At 64.4% G+C, this 19,319-nt stretch carries 20 protein-coding genes and 2 tRNA genes; 14 read left to right on the top strand and 8 right to left on the bottom strand.

The genetic code is table 11. The features are described 5' to 3' along the window. Nucleotides 1-242, top strand: a 242-nt coding sequence (locus RMN95_RS12530; RefSeq protein ID WP_309617242.1) for an alpha/beta hydrolase fold domain-containing protein, incomplete at its 5' end; no start/stop codon positions are given. 91 nt (nt 243-333) lie between these two features. Here the strand turns inward: RMN95_RS12530 and RMN95_RS12525 are convergent. Further along, the gene (locus tag RMN95_RS12525) at nt 334-651 is read right to left on the bottom strand and encodes a zf-TFIIB domain-containing protein (RefSeq protein ID WP_309617241.1); all 318 of its coding nucleotides are present in this window, start codon (nt 649-651) and stop codon (nt 334-336) included. Nucleotides 652-742: 91 nt separating this feature from the next. Beyond that, a complete protein-coding gene (locus RMN95_RS12520) occupies nt 743-1,765 on the bottom strand; it encodes a TerC family protein (RefSeq protein WP_309617240.1) in 1,023 nt (340 codons plus the stop codon). 180 nt (nt 1,766-1,945) lie between these two features. On the opposite strand from RMN95_RS12520, the gene RMN95_RS12515 reads away from it, so the two are divergent. The 3 genes from RMN95_RS12515 to RMN95_RS12505 all read left to right on the top strand — a co-directional run bounded on the left by RMN95_RS12515 (nt 1,946) and on the right by RMN95_RS12505 (nt 4,399). After that, nucleotides 1,946-2,515, top strand: a complete 570-nt coding sequence (locus RMN95_RS12515; protein ID WP_309617239.1) for a TetR/AcrR family transcriptional regulator — start codon at nt 1,946-1,948, stop codon at nt 2,513-2,515. 76 nt (nt 2,516-2,591) lie between these two features. After that, nucleotides 2,592-2,939: a hypothetical protein gene (locus RMN95_RS12510; protein WP_309617238.1), complete on the top strand. Its 348-nt coding sequence runs from the start codon at nt 2,592-2,594 to the stop codon at nt 2,937-2,939. A 35-nt stretch (nt 2,940-2,974) separates the two neighbouring features. Further along, nucleotides 2,975-4,399, top strand: a complete 1,425-nt coding sequence (locus RMN95_RS12505; RefSeq protein ID WP_309617237.1) for a DHA2 family efflux MFS transporter permease subunit — start codon at nt 2,975-2,977, stop codon at nt 4,397-4,399. Between the two features lie 396 nt (nt 4,400-4,795). Here RMN95_RS12505 and RMN95_RS12500 read toward each other — a convergent pair whose 3' ends face one another. Both RMN95_RS12500 and RMN95_RS12495 read right to left on the bottom strand, forming a co-directional pair. Then, nucleotides 4,796-5,044, bottom strand: a complete 249-nt coding sequence (locus RMN95_RS12500; RefSeq protein WP_309617236.1) for a nucleotidyltransferase domain-containing protein — start codon at nt 5,042-5,044, stop codon at nt 4,796-4,798. Between the two features lie 293 nt (nt 5,045-5,337). Then, nucleotides 5,338-5,408: transfer RNA gene (locus RMN95_RS12495), tRNA-Gly, on the bottom strand. A 191-nt stretch (nt 5,409-5,599) separates the two neighbouring features. On the opposite strand from RMN95_RS12495, the gene RMN95_RS12490 reads away from it, so the two are divergent. The 7 genes from RMN95_RS12490 (at nt 5,600) to RMN95_RS12460 (ending at nt 13,074) form a co-directional block, all read left to right on the top strand. Continuing rightward, on the top strand, nt 5,600-7,483 hold the full coding sequence (locus tag RMN95_RS12490; protein WP_309617235.1) for a CASTOR/POLLUX-related putative ion channel: 1,884 nt from the start codon (nt 5,600-5,602) through the stop codon (nt 7,481-7,483). 30 nt (nt 7,484-7,513) lie between these two features. Then, on the top strand, nt 7,514-8,932 hold the full coding sequence (locus RMN95_RS12485) for an FAD-dependent oxidoreductase (protein WP_309617234.1): 1,419 nt from the start codon (nt 7,514-7,516) through the stop codon (nt 8,930-8,932). Then, complete coding sequence (locus RMN95_RS12480; protein WP_309617233.1) at nt 8,929-9,258, top strand: cupin domain-containing protein; 330 nt, start codon at nt 8,929-8,931, stop codon at nt 9,256-9,258. The genes RMN95_RS12485 and RMN95_RS12480 overlap by 4 nt, the downstream gene beginning before the upstream one ends. A gap of 126 nt (nt 9,259-9,384) precedes the next feature. Next, a tRNA-Pro gene (locus tag RMN95_RS12475) sits at nt 9,385-9,458 on the top strand. A gap of 37 nt (nt 9,459-9,495) precedes the next feature. Next, nucleotides 9,496-10,908 carry a trigger factor gene (gene tig, locus RMN95_RS12470; protein WP_309617232.1) on the top strand — a complete coding sequence of 471 codons (1,413 nt, stop codon included), beginning with the start codon at nt 9,496-9,498 and terminating at the stop codon, nt 10,906-10,908. A gap of 883 nt (nt 10,909-11,791) precedes the next feature. Next, nucleotides 11,792-12,412 (top strand): ATP-dependent Clp protease proteolytic subunit, encoded by a 621-nt coding sequence (locus RMN95_RS12465; protein WP_309617231.1) that lies wholly within the window; start codon nt 11,792-11,794, stop codon nt 12,410-12,412. A gap of 2 nt (nt 12,413-12,414) precedes the next feature. Next, nucleotides 12,415-13,074: an ATP-dependent Clp protease proteolytic subunit gene (locus RMN95_RS12460; protein ID WP_309617230.1), complete on the top strand. Its 660-nt coding sequence runs from the start codon at nt 12,415-12,417 to the stop codon at nt 13,072-13,074. A gap of 68 nt (nt 13,075-13,142) precedes the next feature. On the opposite strand, the gene RMN95_RS12455 is transcribed toward RMN95_RS12460, so the two are convergent. From RMN95_RS12455 to RMN95_RS12445, 3 genes are all read right to left on the bottom strand, one after another. Further along, nucleotides 13,143-13,733 carry a copper resistance protein CopC gene (locus RMN95_RS12455; RefSeq protein ID WP_309617229.1) on the bottom strand — a complete coding sequence of 197 codons (591 nt, stop codon included), beginning with the start codon at nt 13,731-13,733 and terminating at the stop codon, nt 13,143-13,145. Then, a complete protein-coding gene (locus tag RMN95_RS12450) occupies nt 13,733-14,440 on the bottom strand; it encodes a YcnI family protein (protein ID WP_309617228.1) in 708 nt (235 codons plus the stop codon). The genes RMN95_RS12455 and RMN95_RS12450 overlap by 1 nt, the downstream gene beginning before the upstream one ends. 73 nt (nt 14,441-14,513) lie before the next feature. Further along, nucleotides 14,514-15,098 carry a hypothetical protein gene (locus RMN95_RS12445; protein ID WP_309617227.1) on the bottom strand — a complete coding sequence of 195 codons (585 nt, stop codon included), beginning with the start codon at nt 15,096-15,098 and terminating at the stop codon, nt 14,514-14,516. Nucleotides 15,099-15,265: 167 nt separating this feature from the next. On the opposite strand from RMN95_RS12445, the gene clpX reads away from it, so the two are divergent. From clpX to RMN95_RS12430, 3 genes are read left to right on the top strand one after another with little or no spacing between them, the layout of a single operon-like run. Next, complete coding sequence (clpX, locus tag RMN95_RS12440) at nt 15,266-16,540, top strand: ATP-dependent Clp protease ATP-binding subunit ClpX (RefSeq protein WP_309617226.1); 1,275 nt, start codon at nt 15,266-15,268, stop codon at nt 16,538-16,540. 56 nt (nt 16,541-16,596) lie between these two features. Next, nucleotides 16,597-17,751: a benzoate/H(+) symporter BenE family transporter gene (locus RMN95_RS12435; RefSeq protein ID WP_309617243.1), complete on the top strand. Its 1,155-nt coding sequence runs from the start codon at nt 16,597-16,599 to the stop codon at nt 17,749-17,751. 39 nt (nt 17,752-17,790) lie between these two features. After that, on the top strand, nt 17,791-18,792 hold the full coding sequence (locus tag RMN95_RS12430) for an LLM class flavin-dependent oxidoreductase (RefSeq protein ID WP_309617225.1): 1,002 nt from the start codon (nt 17,791-17,793) through the stop codon (nt 18,790-18,792). 164 nt (nt 18,793-18,956) lie between these two features. On the opposite strand, the gene RMN95_RS12425 is transcribed toward RMN95_RS12430, so the two are convergent. Further along, nucleotides 18,957-19,319: M3 family metallopeptidase (locus RMN95_RS12425; protein ID WP_309617224.1), on the bottom strand; the 363-nt coding region annotated here is incomplete at its 5' end.

Below are 19,319 nucleotides of genomic sequence, written 5' to 3'. Positions count from 1 at the left end.
CGGAAGACGACTGGCGGGTGAGCCCCCTCCACGGCGACCTGGCAGGCCTCGGGCCGATCACCCTGTTCAGCGGAACCCGTGACATCGTGCACGCCGACACGCTGCGGTTCCTGCCGCTGGCCGCCGCGGCCGGGCTCGAGGTCGACTACCACGAGGGCGCCGGGATGCTGCACAATTACCCGATCCTGCCCATGCCCGAAGGCGATGTCGCCCGCGCGGAGATCGCCGCCGCGATCCGCTGACGCTGCGGTGCGCTTGTGCGGGGCATCCCTCCCGTAGGCAGCGGGCGAGTCTCCCCGAAAGCGTCACCGACTCCTCATCCGGTCAAGAACCTCAATCGAACAGGCTGCTGATCCAGGATTCCTTCTTCTTTCCGCGGTAACCATCACGGTCGTCGTAGCCGCGATTGCTGTCGCGGTCGTCGTGCTGAGGGCTGCGGTAGCGAGGGTCCTGGGAGCGCGGTGCCGGGGTGGGTTGCTGTGCCGTGGGAGGTGCTGGCGCGCTGGCAGCAAAATCGGCTTCGGCGCGGTCGATGATCTTGTCGAGCTCTCCGCGGTCGAGCCACACGCCTCGACACTCGGGGCAGTAGTCGATCTCGACACCGCTACGTTCGCTCATGACGAGTGTTGCTGAATCGGTAGGGCATTTCATGTTTCCTCCTGGGGTTGGGTGGATTGCTTCACTGTACGCAGCGTGTTGGGGAGCGCACCGAGAGCACGGCGCGTCGCGCGGGGCCGCCGCCTCATTTCGCGTTGCGCGTCATCGGCCTCCGCCAGGTGGGGTCGACCTCGGCGAGCTCGTCGTCGGTGGCCATCCGGAACGGCCCGACCGCGCCCTCAGCGATGGCGCGTCGCGCTTGACCCCGGGTCGCGCGCAGGCTGGCGATGATCGAGGTAGCCAGGATGAGCGCGATGATCAGCAGCGACACGGTCGTCGGGATGTAGAACACGTCGAGCAGCAGCATCTTCACGCCGACCCAGACCAACAGCACGGCGAGGCCGACCTTCAAATAGATGAAGCGATGCATGAGGTCGGCGAGGAGGAAATACATCGCTCTGAGTCCCAGGATGGCGAAGGCGTTAGCGGTGAAGACCAGGAATGGCTCTGATGTGACGGCGAAGATTGCGGGGATGGAGTCGACCGCGAAGACGATGTCGGTGACCTCGACAAGCACGAGAACCGCGAGCAGAGGTGTCGCGAGCAACACTCCTGCCTTTCGAACAACAAGCCGCTGCCCGTAAAAGGCGTCCGTCATGGGCACGTGGCCGCGGAACCACTTCAGGGTGCGAGACTTCTCGGGGTTGAAGTGCTCGTTTCGCTGGCGCAGCATCTGGACGCCGGTGAACACCAGGAATGCGCCGAAGAGATAGAGCACCCATCCGAAGTTGCCGATCAGCGCGGCGCCCGCGGCGATGAAGATCCCCCGGAACACCAGCGCACCGAGCACGCCGAGAAAGAGCACTCGATGCTGAAACTGGGGTGGTACGGCGAACGCGGCGAAGATGATCGCCCAGACGAACACGTTGTCGACGGCGAGGGATTTCTCGATGACGAACCCCGCGAAGTACTGCTGGCCGAACTCGGCTCCGAACAGCCACCAGATGATGCCGCCGAAGGTGATGCCTGACGCCACCCAGAAGATCGACCATCCGGCGGCTTCTCGAACCCCAATGACGTGAGCGGTGCGATGCGCGATGAGGTCAATGGCGAGCATGCAGGCTATGACGCCCAACACTGTCAGCCAAGCCCAGACTGGAATTTCCATGGTGGATGCCGCCTTCCGAGGTGTTAGCTCGCTCGGAGGTCTGGTCCAGCCCGGTGGGCCGGCTTCGCCGGATCGTGACGCACGACCGTAATGACGACGAAGCCTGTGGGGATTACTCCCCTCCGTCAATCAGTGAACCACATTTGACCTCAAGTGCGTAGTGAGTGTACAGTCACTCACATGTCTCCACGCGCCTCAGTCCTCTCCACGGCAGAGGCTCGCCGCGAAAGTGTCATCTCGGCTGCCGTCAGCGAGTTCTCCCGCAGGGGGTATCTCGGAACACCCATTACCGCGGTTGCCGCGCGGGCAAAGATCTCCTCCGCCTACGTGTTCAAGCTCTTCTCGGGTAAGGAGGCGCTGTTCGTTGCCGCGCTCGAACAGTGTTACGCCCTGACCGAGGCGGCCCTGGCTGAGGGCGCGGATGCCGCACAAGACCAGTCGCCACAGACCGTTCTCCATGCCATGGGCGATGCCTACTCCGACCTCATCGCCGACCGCGAGTTGCTGATGCTGCAGGTGCATGCGCAGGCGGCGACAGACGTTCCCGAGATCGCCGAGGCGGTGCGCCGAGGCATCCGGCGCATCACAATTTTTGCGAAAGGTCGCTCTGGTGCTCCGGATGACGCGGTGCAGAGTTTCATCGCCGTCGGGCAGCTCTGCCATCTGATCGTCGCCGCTGGAGTCGACGCTGACTCCGGGGAGTGGGCGCGCATCCTGCTCCACGGCATCCGTCACCCAGACCGGCGCTGAAGGGTACTCGCCACGCGTGCTGAGTTTTGTCTGCATGAGTGATTGATTAGTCACTCACCGATCAAAGGAAATCATCATGAAAGCCGTTACACCCAACACCTCGACTGGTCGTCGCACCCCGCGATACGCCCTGATCTCAGCCATCGCCATTCCGGTACTACTCATCGGCCAGTTCGCCATGGTCGCGATCGTGCCCGTGCTCCTGATCCTGGTGGGCGCGCTGAGGGATGCGCGGATCAAGCCCCTTCGGTGGTGGGCGGCCCTGCTCACCGCCCTGTACGCGACGCCACTGGTGATCTGGGCGCTCCGAAGTGACCCCGCACAAAGTCTCTCCAAAGATATCCACCCGGTGTTCGTCGGCCTCATCTCTGCGGCGGCTTTGGCGATCATCGTCACCCTCCTCCGGCGCCGAGGCTCGCGCTAAAGCCTCAGCTCCCGCCATCCACGAAAGGAAGAATCATGATCCAGACAGACAGCAATACCAGCCCGCCCCCCGCGCTCGATCGCAGCACCGGGCGGTGGTGGGCGCTCGTCGTGCTCGCCCTCGCGCAGTTCTTGGTCGTGCTCGACGCATCCATCGTCAACATCGCGCTGCCCTCCCTCGGTGCGGATCTTGCCCTCGACACCGCCGCCTTGAGCGGGGTGATCACGGCCTACGTGCTGCCGTTTGGAGGACTGCTGCTGTTCGGCGGGCGACTGGCAGACCGCTTCGGGCATCGCAGGATGTTCCTGGTCGGGGTGCTCGGGTTCGTGACTGCCTCGGCTTTGGCCGGGCTCGCCATCAGCGGCGAGATGCTTCTCACCGCGCGGGCACTGCAGGGTGCGTCGGCGGCGCTGCTCGCGCCGGCCTCGCTCGCGCTGCTCACGCAACTGTTCCGCACCCCGGGGGATCGCGCCAGGGCGCTGGGCATCTGGGGCGCCGTCGCGGGCATCGGCAGTGCCGCGGGTGTTTTACTCGGCGGCGTGCTCACCGCGGCCTTCGGCTGGTCGGCCGTGTTCTTCGTCAACGTGCCCGTCGGCGTCATCGTGCTGCTGGTTATCCCCAGGCTGATCACGAGGGATCCCGTCGGTACGAGGCAGCGCCTCGACCTCCCCGGAGCCATCACCGTCACCACGGGGCTTGTGGCCCTGGTTGCGGGCTTCACGCAATCCGCGGGGCTGGGGTTCGGGCATCCACTGGTCATCGGGCTGTTCGCGGCCGCAGCAGTGTTTCTGACGGCATTCGTCGTCATCGAGTCACGATCGTCGTCGCCTCTGGTGCCGCTCGGCATTTTCCGCACGGCGTCGATTACCGCAGGAAACCTGGCAATTCTGGCCCTCGGCGGCGCGACAGTCGCGCTATTTTTCTCGCTCTCGGTCTACATGCAGGCGGTGCTCGGCTACGACGCGTTGACCGCAGGCCTCACCCAACTGCCGCTTGCCGGATCGCTGGTGCTGATCGCCGGGGTGGTCCCGACAATCATCGCCCGCGTCGGCGTGCGGCAGACCCTGGTCGGCTCGCTGGTCGTGCTCGCCGCGGGACTGGTGTGGCTGTCGTTCGCCCCGAGTGATGCGACCTTCGTCGCGCACCTTCTCGCGCCGACGATCGTGATCGGCATCGGGCTTGGCGGCGCTTTCGTTGCCGGCACCGAGCTGGCGGTCACCGGGGTGAGTGACGGCCAGGCCGGGCTCGCCAGCGGCCTGGTGAACACCAGCCAGCAGATCGGCGGGGCCATCGGGCTGGCGGTGCTCTCGACAGTTGCCGCGACTCGAACCGAGTCGCTGCTGGCAGTGGGCAGCCCCGTGGATGCCGCACTCACGTCAGGCTTTTCGTGGACGTTCCTCGGCGCAGCGACCCTCGCGCTGCTCGGTGCGGCAGCGGTGGGCCTCGTGCGTCAGCGCTGAGCTGGAACGCGATGGCCGAGCACCTGAGATGGTCGGCCATCGCATGTCCCTTTTGCCGTAAAAGAGCACGCTGGCACTCGAGACCGCGCAACTACTCTCCGAAAATTCGGGCCCTAATTTTGAGCTACATCCCGAACGATTCGACTACGAGTCGCGGACGATACTTTGTGCGCCCGCGTGCTTGCGTCGCCGTCTCCGAGATTTTTGGATCTAGCGAGTGCCTCGGATTGCGTTGGCCAGGGGACAAGCTCATTGTCGACGATGTCCTGGATTAGCCGGGGCTCAATCCGGAAGTATTCGCGGATCACGATGTTGCACGATCCCGCGACGCTGGCCCAAGGAACCTCGGGAGCGAATCTAGTAGCCCCATGCGGAACCGCTCGTTGGGTGCTCTGGTCACAGTGGCACTGCGTCGGCCAATGCCGTGGCCGACACAGCGTCGCGGAGCAGCTCATCGGTAACCACATCGACGCGGACTCCCAGGATCTGACTCAGTTCCTCTCCGATGCCCGCGACTCGCATGAGGGGATTGCCGCCAGCCGCACCAAGCGCCACCATCAGGTCGATGTCGCTGGACGCCGTCGCATCGCCGCGAGCCACCGAAGCGAACAGGCGAGCATTGGTGGCGCCATATCGCCAGAGCACGCCAAGTACCTCCGAGCGGTGGCGACCGATCGCGTCGTGCAGCGAATCGGCCTACGCCGTGCGCTTACCCATGTTTCGAGGGTACCCGGCACCACATATCAACCGCGAGGCAACATTGCGCGCGCGGCGGGACGCCATTGGAGAGAGGGGATACGGAGATCCCCTACTGAGCCGCCTGCCCACTGCTCCGCAGCGGTCCGGACTGCTCAGCGGGGGCCTACTCGATGCGCTCGACCTCTTTCGAAAGAGCAATGGCCGGCCGCGCCAGAGGGCGGCCGGCCATTGCTCTTTCGAGGGGATACGGAGAATCGAACTCCGGTCATCAGTTTGGAAAACTGAGGCTTTACCATTAAGCTACATCCCCGGGTTCCGGCCGCCAGGCGACCAAAGAGCCGTTAATCACTGTACCCGACTGAGCGAGGGTGCCGTGCATCCATCGCCCCACACCCCCTGTAGTGGGTTGTTCTGTCTACTCGCCGCCGAAGCCGCGCTGTGCCACGCTTAGGGCAGCCACGCGCAGGTGCCGATCCTGCACATCCTGCGACAGGGGACCCCATGATCAAGCCCACCTTCGGCGAGCGTTTTCGCTACCGCTTCGATAACTGGATGTCGCGAGGACCCATCGCCCTGATCGCACTGCTGGGCATCGCCACTGTCGTGCTCGTGCTCGTGGTCTTCGGAATCGTCTCGCTGTTCACCCTGTTCGGCATCTATCCGAATGACGACCCGAAGACCAACCCGGGCGACACGCTGTGGGGCAACCTGATGCGCACACTCGACCCGGGCACGATGGGCGGCGACACTGGCTGGCTGTTCCGCATCCTGATGCTCGTCATCACCGTCGGCGGGCTCATCATCGTGGCGAGCCTCATCGGCATCATCTCGGGGGCGTTCGATTCGAAGGTCGAAGACCTGCGCAAAGGCCGGTCGCGAGTGCTCGAAACCGACCACACGCTGATTCTTGGCTGGAGCAGCAAGGTGTTCCCGATCGTCTCCGAGATCGTCATCGCCAACGAATCGCGCGGCACATCGTTCATCGTGATCCTCGCCAATAAAGACAAGGTCGAGATGGTGGACGAACTCGCCGCGAAGCTGGGCAAGACCGGCAACACGAAGATCATCTGCCGCACCGGCGACCCGATGGACCTCACCGACCTGGAGATCAGCAATCCGCACACGGCGCGCAGCATCATCCTGATCGCACCTGAAGGCAGTCCTGACCCTGACTCAGACGTCATCAAGACCGCGCTGGCGCTGACCAATAACCCCCGTCGTACCGCGGAGAAATACCACATCGTCGGCGAGATCGAGCACGAGTCGAACCTCGAAGCCGCCCACCTGGTAGGGCGCGACGAAGCGCACTGGGTGCTCGGCAGCGATCTCATTGGTCGCATCACCGTGCAGAGTTGCCGCCAAAGTGGCCTGAGCGTCGTGTACGCCGAGCTGCTCGACTTCGATGGCGATGAGATCTATTTCACCGGTCAGCCCACCCTGCACGGCCAGACCTATTTCGAGACGCAGCTCGCCTTCGCAACCTCGACAGTCATAGGAATCCTCAAGGGCGAGGTCGTGCACCTCAACCCCTCGCCCGAGACGACATACGACTTTGGTGACCAGCTCATCGTTATCGCCGAAGACGACAGCATGATCGAGCTGGCAACCCCTGGGGCTCCGGATGCCTCGGCCATCAGTTCCACGCCGACCCCTGCTCCGCACCCCGAGCGCACCCTCGTGCTCGGGTACAACACCGGTCTCGGCGGGATGCTGAAGGAACTGGACGAGTACGTTCCTCCGGGATCATCCGTCACCCTGCTCGCGGATGTCGACGAGCCGACCTTCCCCTCGTACGACAACCTGGCCATCACCTTCCAGCGCGGGGACGCCACAAGCCGCGCTCTGCTGGACGGCCTCGAGGTCGAGAAATTCGATCACATCATCGTGCTCGCCTACCGCGAAACGCTCGACGCCCAGCGCGCGGACGGCAAAACCCTGATCACGTTGCTGCAGCTGCGAGCCATCGAGGAGCGCACCGGCATTGACCTCAATATCGTCAGTGAAATGTTGGATGACCGCAACCGCGAGCTTGCGGAGGTCACCAACGCAGACGACTTCATCGTCAGCGACAAACTGATCAGCCTGCTGCTTTCGCAGATCTCGGAGAACAGGAAGCTCAGCGAGGTCTTCAATACGCTCTTCGCCAGCGACGGCAGCGAGGTGTATCTGAACCCCGCCGAGCACTACGTCACGCCTGGCACCAGTGTCGACTTCTACACGGTGCTCGAAGCCGCGCGTCGGCGAGGCCAGACCGCTATGGGGTATCGCATCGCCGCGAAGGCCCGCTCGAGTGTCGACTCCTACGGTGTGATCGTCAATCCCAGGAAGACCGATCGCGTCACCTTCGCCGCCGGTGACAGGGTGATCGTGCTCGCCGAAGACTAGGATTTTCTCGAACCCTACCTCGAGGCCGATATGACCAGCACAGCGTTTGAACGAAGCATTCCCGCCCACTCGAGTATCGCAACATCCCTGGCAGGCTCCCGACTCGCGCCCTTCTGGCTCGAAGACCTTGCCTCGCCGGTATATGACGCTCTCGCCGGCAGTTCCCGCTGGGATCTCGTCGTGGTGGGTGGCGGCTACACAGGCCTGTGGACGGCGCTGATGGCAAAGCAACGAGACCCGGATGCGAAAGTCGCGGTCCTGGAGGCGCGCACCATCGGCTGGGCCGCATCCGGTCGTAATGGCGGATTCTGCGAAGCCACCCTCACCCACGGCGAGGTGAACGGTCAGAACCGATTCGCATCGGAGCTCGAGCAGCTCACCCGGCTGGGCCTTCAGAACCTCGACGAGATCGAAGCTACCGTGGCCGAGCTGGGGTTCGACTGCGATTTCGAGCGCACCGGCTCGCTCGCCGTGGCGACCGAGGAATATCAGGTCGACGAACTGCGTGCGGCCCACAACGGCCACGATGCGCTGTTCTTCGACGCCGAGGCTATGCGGGCCCAGGTCAACTCGCCCACCTACCTTGGCGGCCTCTGGAGCACTCGCGACACGGCTATGCTGCACCCCGGGAAGCTTGCCAGGGAGCTCACGCTGGCCTGCGCCGAACTCGGAGTTGAGTTGTTCGAGCACTCCCCGGTCGCGCGACTGCAGCGGGAGGCATCCGGAGCCGTAGCCGTGTCAACCCGGTCTGCCACTGCCCTGGCCTCACGGGTGGCGCTGGCGACCAACGCGTTTCCCTCGTTGCTCAAGCGCTACCGACTTCACACGGTTCCCGTCTACGACTATGTGCTCATGACCGAGCCGCTCAGTAACGATCAGCTGGCGAGCATCGGCTGGGGCGACCGCCAGGGTATCGCCGACGTTGCCAACCAGTTCCATTACTACCGGTTGAGCGCCGACAACCGAATCCTGTGGGGCGGCTACGACGCGATCTACCATTACGGCGGCCGCATCAAGCCCGAATACGACGACCGCCGGGAAAGCTTCGAACTGCTCGCCAGCCACTTCTTCACCACGTTTCCACAACTTCAGGGGCTGCGATTCAGCCACCGCTGGGCGGGCGTGATCGACACCAGCACCCGCTTCTGCGCGTTCTTTGGCCGGGCTTTCAGCAACAGGGTGTCCTACGCGGCAGGGTTCACCGGGCTCGGTGTGGCGGCGACCAGGTTTGCCGCCAACGTCATGCTCGACCACCTCAGCGGCGACGAAACCGAGCGCACCAGCCTCGACATGGTCAGGGCAACCCCGCTGCCGTTCCCGCCAGAGCCGGCCGCCGCTCTCGGAGTGCAGGCCACGCGCTGGGCCCTCAACCGGGCAGACCACAATGGCGGCAAGCGAAACCTCTTGCTTCGCTCGCTGGATGCCGTCGGCCTGGGTTTCGATTCATGATCGATCATGCGGCGGCGCTGGCTCTGACCCTCGAGCACGAGCCCGTGCCGGCGGAACAGGTCGTCGCGGGGCAGCCCACCACCGGTCTCGCCGAACTCGGCGTGTTCGATGGTCACGGCTACGGAGTGTGGGAGATGACCCCCGGCGCCATGGCGGACGTGGAAGTCGACGAGATCTTCGTCGTGCTGGCGGGGGCAGCGACCGTCGAATTCGTCGACGCTGGTTACACGCTGGAACTGGGGCCCGGATTCGTCGGTCATCTCCTGGCCGGCACGCGCACCATCTGGACAGTGACAGAGTCACTGCGCAAGATCTACATGGGCTGAATGACCTCGGCGGGGCCTGCAGGCGAAAGTCCCGTCGGGCTCAGCTAGACTTGCCTAGGCCAATTTTCGACAGCAACCTCACCGGTTTCGACCGAGGCCATTGAGCTACAGCATTTACTGACAGTCCGGGGCGTAGCTCAGCTTGGTAGAGCGCTCGGTTTGGGACCGAGAGGCCGCAGGTTCGAATCCTGTCGCCCCGACAGCACATCCCCCCACGATCAACAGGAGAACATCAACGTGAAGACCACGGTTGAGAAGCTGACCGCCACCCGCGTCAAGCTGAACATCTCAGTGACCCCCGAAGAGCTTCAGCCGAGCATCCAGCATGCTTACGAGCACATCGGCTCGCAGGTCAACATCCCGGGCTTCCGTAAGGGCAAAATCCCGAAGCAGTTGCTCGACCAGCGTGTGGGCCGCGAAGAGATCCTGAATCACGCCGTCACCGACGGCTTGGATAAGTTCTACCGCCAGGCCGTCGTCGAGGAAAAGATCCGCGTGCTGGGTCGCCCCGAGGCCGACATCAAAACCTGGCCCGAGGTGAAAGACTTCAGCGGCGACCTTGAGCTGGTCGTCGAGGTGGATGTGCGCCCCGAGTTCGACATGCCGTCGCTTGAGGGGCTCACGCTGACCGTCGACGAGGCGAAGGTCTCAGCCGATGACGTCAAAGATGAGTTGGATGCCCTGCGCAGCCGCTTCGGAACGCTCGTGACCGTTGACCGCCCAGCGAAGAAGGGCGACTTCGCCCAGCTCGACCTCGTCGCGAAGATCGGCGATGACGAGGTTGACTCCGCGACGAGCATCTCGTACGAGGTCGGATCGGGCGAGCTCATCGAGGGCATCGACGAAGCCCTCGACAGCCTCAGCGCCGACGAGACCACGACCTTCGAATCGACACTGCTCGGCGGCGACCATGAGGGCGAGACCGCCCTCATTACTGTTACCCTCCTCGCCGTGAAGGAGCGCGAGCTCCCCGAAGCCGACGACGACTTCGCCCAGATCGCCAGCCAGTTCGACACCATCAAAGAGCTCAAGGCCGACATCAAAGAGCAGGTCGCCAAGTCGAAGGCGTTCGGCCAGGGAGCCCAGGCCCGCGACCAGATCGTCGACGTGCTGCTGAAGTCCGTCGAGATTCCTGTGCCGCCGAAGCTGGTCGAAGACGAGGTTCACCGCCACCTCGAGAACGAGAATCGCCTCGAGGATGAGGCGCACCGCGCCGAGGTCACCGAGTCGAGCGAGAAAACGTTCCGCTCCCAAATCCTGCTCGACTCGATTGTCGAATCGGAGGGCGTGAAGGTCAGCCAGAACGAACTCACCAGCTACCTCATGCAGGGTGCCTCGCAGTACGGCATGGAGCCGGGCGAGTTCATCCAGGTGCTCGATAAGAACGGCCAGATTCCAGGGATGATCGCCGAAGTCGCGCGCGTCAAGGCGCTCGCTGTCGTACTCGGCAAGGCGAAGGTCGTCGATTCGAAGGGTAACGCCATCGACGTGTCAGCCTTCACCGCATCAGCACTGGGCGATGACGACGATGACTCCGAAGAGGTCACCGCCGCCGATCTCGCGGGTTCCGGTGGCGAGCCCGCTCACAACGACAGCGATGCGCACGGCCGCAACTCCGGCAACGAACACTTCGGTCACGACCACAAGTAGCACCTCGTGTCGAGCGGCCGTCCCTCCGGGGGCGGCCGCTTCTGCGTCACGCCCGGAGTTTTCGCGCGTAGCCCATGACGGGGCCGCACTACACCGGCAGGTATCCGGCGAGTGCCGCCAGGGCCATAGATGCCCCTTCCCGTTGAGCGCCGCGGAAGTACAGCGCTCGATCCCTGCTCACCCCGGCCCGCCAGATATCACTCGTGCCTCCGCCTCTTCGCTCCCCACCTTCGGAAATTCAGGAACTGAGCATGATCCCTGCGCCCATTTCCGGACTGCCGAGCGGACGGGGGCGCCATCTCCTGAATTTCCGAAGGTGTCGATGTCGGTATAGGTGTCGGTGCTGCAGGCTACGCACCGCAACCCGCTGCTGATGTCGATAACTCCTGCAATCCGAAGCTTCGCGCCGGCGGCAGCGCCGGAATCGTGCGTGAATCGTGCGGATGCCCGACCCGGCGTCGGCCCATCTGCAGGAGGTATCAACGTCCGCGTCGGGCCAGGCGCCCCTGCGCCGGGGTATGCGCGGGGGAATAGTGCTGCCGCTCGGGACCTCCAGTTGTGCTGGGTGAAGAGAGGCAGCAGAAGTGGAGGTCTCGACGTCATGAGCACGTTGCGGTGGATCAGTGAGTCATGAAGAGCCTGAGCCGCGACCGCATGTGTCGAACAGAGCAGGCTGGCCCTGGAATGCGGTGCCGCCCGGCCCGAGTACCCCGGCAAGGGAATGAGACGCGTGAGTTCCTGAATTTCCGAAAGGGTCGGTGCAGGCACCGCAACGCACCGCGCTCTGCCCACGGCGAACACCGCCATGTGGGCTGACGCGCTCCAGTAGATTCGTCACTAAGCGATAACGCAGAACCTATTAGAAACAGACGGAGCGCACACAATGGCCCAACCGGCATTGGTCTCAAGCATCTTCGACCAACTCCTCAAGGACCGCATCATCTGGCTTGGCTCAGAGGTGCGTGACGAGAACGCCAACGAGATCTGCGCAAAGATCCTGCTGCTCGCAGCGGAGGACCCGAAGCGAGACATCTTCCTGTACATCAACTCACCCGGTGGCTCGATCACCGCGGGCATGGCGATCTACGACACGATGAAGTTCGTGCCCAACGACATCGTGACCGTGGGCATCGGCCTTGCCGCGTCGATGGGGCAGTTCCTGCTCTCCTCCGGCACTAAGGGCAAGCGCTACATCACCCCGAACGCGCGAGTGCTGTTGCACCAGCCGTCCGGTGGTTTCGGTGGAACCTCCGCCGACATCCAGACCCAGGCTGGTGTCATCCTTGATATGAAGAAAAGGATGGCCGAGCTCACTGCCGAGCAGACCGGCAAGTCGATCGAGCAGGTGCTGATCGACAACGACCGCGACAACTGGTTCACAGCGCAGCAGGCACTCGAGTATGGCTTCGTGGATCACCTCCGCGAGTTCGCCTCCGATGTGGTCGGCGGCGGCGGAACAAACGAGGCTGTCTCCAACGAGGCCGCTACAGGCGAAAAGGACTGACCATGAACAACTTTAACTTCGGCGGGGTCACACAGAGCCCCGAATCCCGGTACATCCTGCCCACATTCGAAGAGCGCACGGCCTACGGCTACAAGCGCCAGGACCCGTACGCGAAGCTCTTCGAAGACCGCATCATCTTCCTCGGTGTGCAGATCGACGACGCTTCGGCCGATGACGTCATGGCCCAGCTCCTCGTTCTCGAGAGCCAGGACCCGGACCGTGACATCGTGATGTACATCAACTCGCCCGGTGGCTCCTTCACCGCGATGACGGCGATTTACGACACGATGCAGTACATCCGCCCGCATATCCAGACGGTTGTGCTCGGCCAGGCCGCATCGGCTGCTGCCGTCATCACGGCGGGTGGCACGAAGGGCAAGCGACTCGCGCTGCCGAATGCGCGCATCCTGATCCACCAGCCCAGCGGCGGGTCTGAGGGATCCAGCCAGGCGTCGGATATCGAGATTCAGGCTCGCGAGATTCTGCGGATGCGCGGGTGGCTCGAAGAGACCCTGTCCTTCCACTCGAACCGCACTCCCGAGCAGATCAATAAAGACATCGACCGCGACAAGATTCTGAGCGCAGCCGAAGCCGTCGAGTACGGACTCATCGACCAGGTGCTCACGAGCCGCAAGAACCTGCCTGCCCTCACCACGGGCTAGGTAACCAGCCGCAACGAAGGAGGGCCGTCCCGCGAGGGGCGGCCCTCCTTTTTTGCTCCGGATGGGGTTCAGGCCTTCCGGCGCCGTCGCGCCACGAACAGGGTCGCCAGGCCGGCGACAAGCGCCGCGGCGATCGCGCCGCCGATCCACAGCACATCGCCGAGGGCCGCGTCAGACCGAACGGCTGTCGCGGTGGTGGGGTCCGGCACGGTAATGGCGTCTCCGCCGCAGTTTGGTGGGGTCTCTGCGCCCGCCGAGGTCACGGCGTCTGCAGGCGGCGCCCACCTGAAGTCGATTTCACCCGAGACAGTGTGCCCGTCGGATGAGACCAGTTGCCAGAGCATCCGGTAGTCTCCCTCAGCACCGAGCGATGCCTCCGTCGACAGCGTGGAATCGGTGATCGAGTTGCACCCATCGCCGTAGAACCTACCGGCCGCGTCGGTGACCTCGATCGCGAACCCCGAGCCACTACCAGACAGGTCGAGCAGTGCCTCGTTGGTGGTGACCGAGAACGTCTCGGGCAGCTCCGTGACAACGCTTCCGGCTTCCGGCGTCGATGAGACGAGATAGTTGTGCGCCTGCGCCGGTGCGGCGGCAGAAAGCACGAGTGCAATGGCAACAGCGAGGCTTGCGGCGATCCTCACGGGCGGCTTCAGCATCACCGTACCGCCGGGCGCCGCGCGACGAACGCGAGTACAAGGCCGACCACGCCAACGACAAGACCGGCGATCCCGAGCACTCGGGCTAACACATCCGTAGACCCCATATCGGTAGAAGCACCAGCCGAGACCTTCGTCTCATCATGGTTGGCGTCGGCTTCGTCGCCATGGTGAACACTGCTTGGCTCATCGTTGACGTACAGCACCGGCGCCGGGTACTCGGCGTCTTCTTCGGTATCACTCCAGCTGACGACGGTGCCGTCGCTGTAGGTCTGCTCGGCAGGCATGACAATTGATCCGGTGTCGGGCACCGGCCCCACCGACAAAGGAAAGAGCCGCAGCTGCCCGGCCGCGATCTCAGAGCCAGGCTCGGCGGTCCAGATGACGGACGTGACGGCCTCGGTGATCTCGCTCTCTCCGGTCGTGACGGGCTCGGGAAGTGTTTCGCGCACCAGCTCCGCGGTCCAGCCCGGAATCGGTACGTACCGGACACTGGCGAACGGGGTGGCGGTCGGCAGCGAAACCTGAACCTTCGTGGTGGCCGCCGACTCGGATTCGTTGGGCACTCTGATGGTGACGACCGCATATGAGCCGGGCTCGGCCTGGGCTGGGTCGACGACGATGTGCGCGCTGGCGGCCAGAGGTGCGGCCAGGGCAAGTGTGAGCCCCGCCGTCACGGCGACGGCAGACATGGATTTACGATTCATGATGTGTTCCTTAGAAATGATGAGCCGCGCCCGTAGGACCTGCGACAAAAAGTGGATGCTGCGAACTGGTGACCTAGGCGGCCGTCATCTCCATCGGCGGTCCACGGTGTCGCATCGACGACAGCAGCACGGTGAGATCACGTGGCACGTCCCGGCACGCGCCAGGGGCCAGCGCGGGAAGCGTTGCGGGGCAGACGGGGATCACCGTGGCCAGAAGCCGCGCCAGCAGCAGTCTCGCGGTATCCGCTAGCCCCCAGAAGGCACGCTCCGCGTGACGGAACGCGATCACCGTCACGAGGGCCGCTGCGGCGTGCGCCAGCCACATCGTCGCCCCGGCGTGCGGGTGGGCGATGGTGGCGTCGAACACTGGCAGGGCGACGGTGTGGTGTGCGCCACGCGGCGCCACGGGCATCCCGAGACCGCTGAACACCCCGTGAAACAGTGCCTGGCTGAGGGCGGTGGATGCCGCCAGCCGCCACGTCGACAGGGTTCGGCCGGCAAGAAGTGTGCAGACCGCCCCGGAGATCACGAGGGTGACGAGTATCGCCACCACGCCCGGAGCCGCGCCACCAGCGAGCGTGTGCGAGAGCGCCGCGACGAAAGTCGCGAACCCGGCGGCAGTCCAGCCACGAGCGACACGCGCCCATCTCGAACTCATCGCCGCTCCCATTTCTACTCTGTGTAGACAATGGTGCCACACAGGCGGGGGAGTGCGGCGCGCCGGGGTCGGTTGTGCATCCAGTGCCCGGCAGTGTCGTCGGAACGGGTTAGGCTCGGTCCACGGCCCGTTTTTCGGGCGCCGCAGCTGGGGAGAGGAACGTTCGCATGGCCCGCATTGGGGAAAGCGCCGACCTTCTGAAATGCTCGTTCTGCGGCAAGAGCCAGAAGCAGGTGCAGCAGCTGATCGCCGGCCCTGGCGTGTACATCTGCGATGAGTGCGTTGAGTTGTGCAACGAGATCATCGAGGAGCGGCTGGCCGAAGCCGGCGAGGAAGTGTCGAGCGAATTCGACCTTCCCAAGCCCCGCGAGATCTACTCCTTCCTGGAGGAATACGTCATCGGCCAGGAGGCCGCGAAGCGCGCACTGTCCGTGGCCGTCTACAACCACTACAAACGCATTCGGGCCCGAAACACCATCTCGTCTGCCGACATCATCGACGATGTCGAGATCGCAAAGTCCAATATCCTGCTGATTGGCCAAACCGGTTGTGGCAAGACCTACCTCGCGCAGACCCTCGCGAAAAAACTGAATGTCCCCTTCGCCGTCGCCGATGCGACCGCCCTCACCGAAGCCGGCTACGTGGGTGAGGATGTCGAGAACATCCTCCTCAAGCTGATCCAGGCCGCCGACTACGACGTGAAACGCGCCGAGACCGGCATTATTTACATCGACGAGATCGATAAGATCGCCCGCAAGGCCGAGAATCCGTCCATCACCAGGGATGTCTCCGGCGAGGGCGTGCAACAGGCCCTGCTGAAGATCCTGGAGGGCACGGTCGCTTCGGTTCCGCCCCAGGGTGGCCGAAAGCATCCACACCAAGAATTTATCCAGGTCGACACCACCAACGTACTGTTCATCGTCGCTGGCGCGTTCGCTGGTCTCGAAGAGATCATTTCCCAGCGGGCAGGCAAGAAGGGCATCGGGTTCGGAGCTCCACTGCACAGCAAGGGTGACGACGTGAATCTCTTCGGCGAGGTGCTTCCGGAGGACCTGCACAAGTTCGGGCTGATCCCGGAGTTCATCGGCCGACTGCCTGTGGTTACCACCGTGACCCAACTCGACCAGGTGGCCCTGATGGACATCCTGACCAGGCCGAGGAATGCCCTGATCCGCCAGTACCAGCGCATGTTTGAAATCGACGGCGTCGAACTCGACTTCGAGCCCGACGCCCTCGAGGCGATCGCCGATCTTGCGGTGCTTCGTCAGACCGGCGCCCGGGGGCTCCGCGCCATCATGGAAGAAGTGCTCGGCCCGATCATGTTCGACGTTCCCTCTGACGACGATGTCGCCCGTGTGATCGTGACCAAGGCGGCCGTGCTCGAGAACGCAGCGCCCACCATCGTGCCGCGCAAGGTCGTCCGCGCGGAGAAGTCGGCCTGATAGCGCCGGTGGCGCCCGACACCTGACAGTTAGCTTCGCCCACGAGGAGCAGCACTATCTTCCACCCAATATCCGCCGGATTCGTCGCTGCCATCTCGGGCTTCGCCTCATCCTTCGCGCTCGTGATCGCCGGGCTCGCAGCCGTGGGCGCGTCGCCCGGCGAGGCATCGTCGGGACTGTTCGCCGTGTGTCTCGCCGTCGCGATCACCAACATTGTGGCCGCGGTGTGGCTGCGCATCCCGCTGGCCTTCGCCTGGTCGACTCCGGGTGCCGCAGTGCTGCTGGCAACGGCGAACGATGGCATCAGGTTCTCCGATGCGGTGGGCGCCTTCCTGGTGTGCGCGGCGCTGCTGCTGCTGTCCGGGCTGTGGCCTGCGCTCGGTCGGGCCATCACGAGCATCCCGAAGCCGCTGGCGAGCGCGATGCTCGCTGGGGTGCTGCTGCCCATCTGCCTCGCGCCGATTGAAGCGGTGGCCACGCTGCCGCTGCTGGCGGCACCCATTGTGATCGTGTGGCTGGTGCTGTACCGGCTTGCGCCAAGGTGGGCGGTGCCAGCGGCGATGGTGGTGGCGGTCATGTCCATCGTGATCGCGGCGGGCACAGACTGGGTCAGTGCATCGGTCGCCCCGCAACTCACGTTCGTTGCTCCCACGTTCGATCTCTTCACCATTCTCAGCGTGGGGCTCCCGCTGTTCGTGGTGACGATGGCGGGCCAGAATGTGCCTGGCTTCGTGGTGATGTCGACCAATGGTTACGCCGCTCCGCCTCGGTTCGCGCTGGTGGCATCCGGAATCGGGTCGGGCGCGGCGAACCTGTTCGGCGGGCATGCCATCAACCTGGGCGCGATCACCGCGGCGATTATGGCCGGTCCGGAATCGCATCCCGATCGTGACAAGCGGTGGGTCGCGACCCTGACTAATGGCATCCTCTACGTTCCGCTCGGTCTGGCAGCTGGTCTTGCGGGGGCCCTGGTCGCGGCGGCCCCCTCCATCCTGATCACGGCCGTCGCCGGTCTCGCCGTCATGGGCGCGCTCATCTCCAGTGTGGTGAATGCTCTTGACGACCCGCGGCACCGGCTGGCTGCGATCCTGACCTTCCTGGTCGTGGCATCCGGAATCGTCGTGGTCGGAATCGGCTCGGCATTCTGGGGCCTGCTCGTAGGGGCGGCGGTCATGGCCTGGTTGGGTTGGAGTCGACGCGAGACGGTCTGACCTCGGAATTCCTCGATCGCACCCGAGGTTGTCTCGAGCATGACAGTTCCCCTCTCCGTCCTCGATCTCGCCTCCGTCTACGAGGGCATGAGCAATAGAGAGGCACTCCACCAGACCATCGAGACCGCCACGGTGGCCGAGGCGCTCGGTTACCGCCGCTTCTGGGTTGCCGAGCACCACGGCATGCCCGCCGTATCCTCCTCGGCTCCGGCCGTGCTCATCGGGGCGATTGCCTCGGCGACCAGCACGATTCGGGTCGGCTCGGGTGGCGTGATGCTACCGAACCACTCCTCGCTTGTCATCGCCGAGCAGTTCGGCACGCTCTCGGCGCTTCATGGCGACCGGATCGACCTTGGCCTCGGGCGCGCGCCCGGCACCGACCAGCTCACGTCGTCGGTGTTGCGCAGGGGAGCCGGCGCCGACAGCGTCGACGACTTCCCGAACCAGGTGGTCGAACTTCTCGCCTGGTTCGGCACGATCCCCTCACTCGAAAACGGGATCGGCTCGCGTGTGGTTGCGGTGCCGGGCCTGGGCGACTCTCCCGAGCTGTGGCTATTGGGATCCAGCGATTTCAGCGCGCGGCTCGCCGGACTGATGGGGTTGCCCTTTGCGTTCGCCCACCACTTCGCGGGCGGCTCCAATACCGTCCGAGCTTTCGACCTGTATCGGTCGTCGTTCAGGCCGTCGGTCATCCTCCGCGAGCCGCATGCGATGGTGTCGGTGTCGGCCCTGGTGGCGGATGACCGGGCCGACGCCGAGCGCCTCGCGCTGCCCAACGCGCTCACGTTCGTGCGGATGCGCCAGGGCGCACGCCCCGCACGCATCCCGAGCCTCGCCGAAGCGCAACGCTATCCGTGGAGCCCCGCCGAGCTCGAATGGGTAGCGGAGCGCAACTCGCAGCAAGCGATCGGTGATCTGGCGCACGTGTCCCAGCGCATCGCCGACCTGGTTGCCGCAACCGGTGCCGATGAGGTCATCCTGGCACCGCAGGGCCCTGACCTCGAGACAAAGCTGCGCACGTTGCGCGACCTCTCCTCTTAGCGTTCTTCGCGCGTGCCTACACTCTGCCCGTGTTGATAACTCCTGCAGATCGGGCGCCGTGCCGTAGCACACACCTGCACCCCCGCGGATGCGCGCGGCAGCGAGCCGCGATCTGCAGGAGTTACCAACATCGAGCGGCGCATCGAGACGCCGAGCGTTTCGCGCTAGTTGAGACCGCGGCGGTCGAGTAACGGCTGGATGTCGGCATCCCGCCCCCGGAAGTCGCGGAAGGCCTCCAGCGGATCCTTCGAGCCGCCGACGCCGAGCAACCGCTGCCGGAAGCGATCCCCGTTCGCGCGGGTCAGCCCGCCGTTCTCCTTGAACCAGTCCACGGTGTCGGCATCCATCACCTCGCTCCAGATATACGAGTAGTACCCGGCGTCGTAGGCAGAATTAGCGAAGATGTGCTGGAAATACGTGCTCGAGTAGCGCGTGGGAACCGCGGGGTTGTCGAGGCCGACCTTCGTCAGCGCCGCGGCTTCGAAGGCCGCAACATCTGTGATCGCATCCTTGGCCGAGATCGAGTG

It is taken from the genome of Salinibacterium sp., assembly GCF_031364185.1.
Classification (GTDB): domain Bacteria; phylum Actinomycetota; class Actinomycetes; order Actinomycetales; family Microbacteriaceae; genus Rhodoglobus.
Note: the sequence above shows the minus strand (reverse complement) of the source record. Positions and strands in the feature narration are given on the sequence as shown.

Coding starts and splice junctions, on each gene's coding strand:
- RMN95_RS12525 (WP_309617241.1), bottom strand. CDS start 651: ATGAAATGCCCTACCGATTCAGCAACACTCGTCATGAGCGAACGTAGC.
- RMN95_RS12520 (WP_309617240.1), bottom strand. CDS start 1,765: ATGGAAATTCCAGTCTGGGCTTGGCTGACAGTGTTGGGCGTCATAGCC.
- RMN95_RS12515 (WP_309617239.1), top strand. CDS start 1,946: ATGTCTCCACGCGCCTCAGTCCTCTCCACGGCAGAGGCTCGCCGCGAA.
- RMN95_RS12510 (WP_309617238.1), top strand. CDS start 2,592: ATGAAAGCCGTTACACCCAACACCTCGACTGGTCGTCGCACCCCGCGA.
- RMN95_RS12505 (WP_309617237.1), top strand. CDS start 2,975: ATGATCCAGACAGACAGCAATACCAGCCCGCCCCCCGCGCTCGATCGC.
- RMN95_RS12490 (WP_309617235.1), top strand. CDS start 5,600: ATGATCAAGCCCACCTTCGGCGAGCGTTTTCGCTACCGCTTCGATAAC.
- RMN95_RS12485 (WP_309617234.1), top strand. CDS start 7,514: ATGACCAGCACAGCGTTTGAACGAAGCATTCCCGCCCACTCGAGTATC.
- RMN95_RS12480 (WP_309617233.1), top strand. CDS start 8,929: ATGATCGATCATGCGGCGGCGCTGGCTCTGACCCTCGAGCACGAGCCC.
- RMN95_RS12465 (WP_309617231.1), top strand. CDS start 11,792: ATGGCCCAACCGGCATTGGTCTCAAGCATCTTCGACCAACTCCTCAAG.
- RMN95_RS12460 (WP_309617230.1), top strand. CDS start 12,415: ATGAACAACTTTAACTTCGGCGGGGTCACACAGAGCCCCGAATCCCGG.
- RMN95_RS12455 (WP_309617229.1), bottom strand. CDS start 13,733: ATGCTGAAGCCGCCCGTGAGGATCGCCGCAAGCCTCGCTGTTGCCATT.
- RMN95_RS12450 (WP_309617228.1), bottom strand. CDS start 14,440: ATGAATCGTAAATCCATGTCTGCCGTCGCCGTGACGGCGGGGCTCACA.
- RMN95_RS12445 (WP_309617227.1), bottom strand. CDS start 15,098: ATGAGTTCGAGATGGGCGCGTGTCGCTCGTGGCTGGACTGCCGCCGGG.
- clpX (WP_309617226.1), top strand. CDS start 15,266: ATGGCCCGCATTGGGGAAAGCGCCGACCTTCTGAAATGCTCGTTCTGC.
- RMN95_RS12430 (WP_309617225.1), top strand. CDS start 17,791: ATGACAGTTCCCCTCTCCGTCCTCGATCTCGCCTCCGTCTACGAGGGC.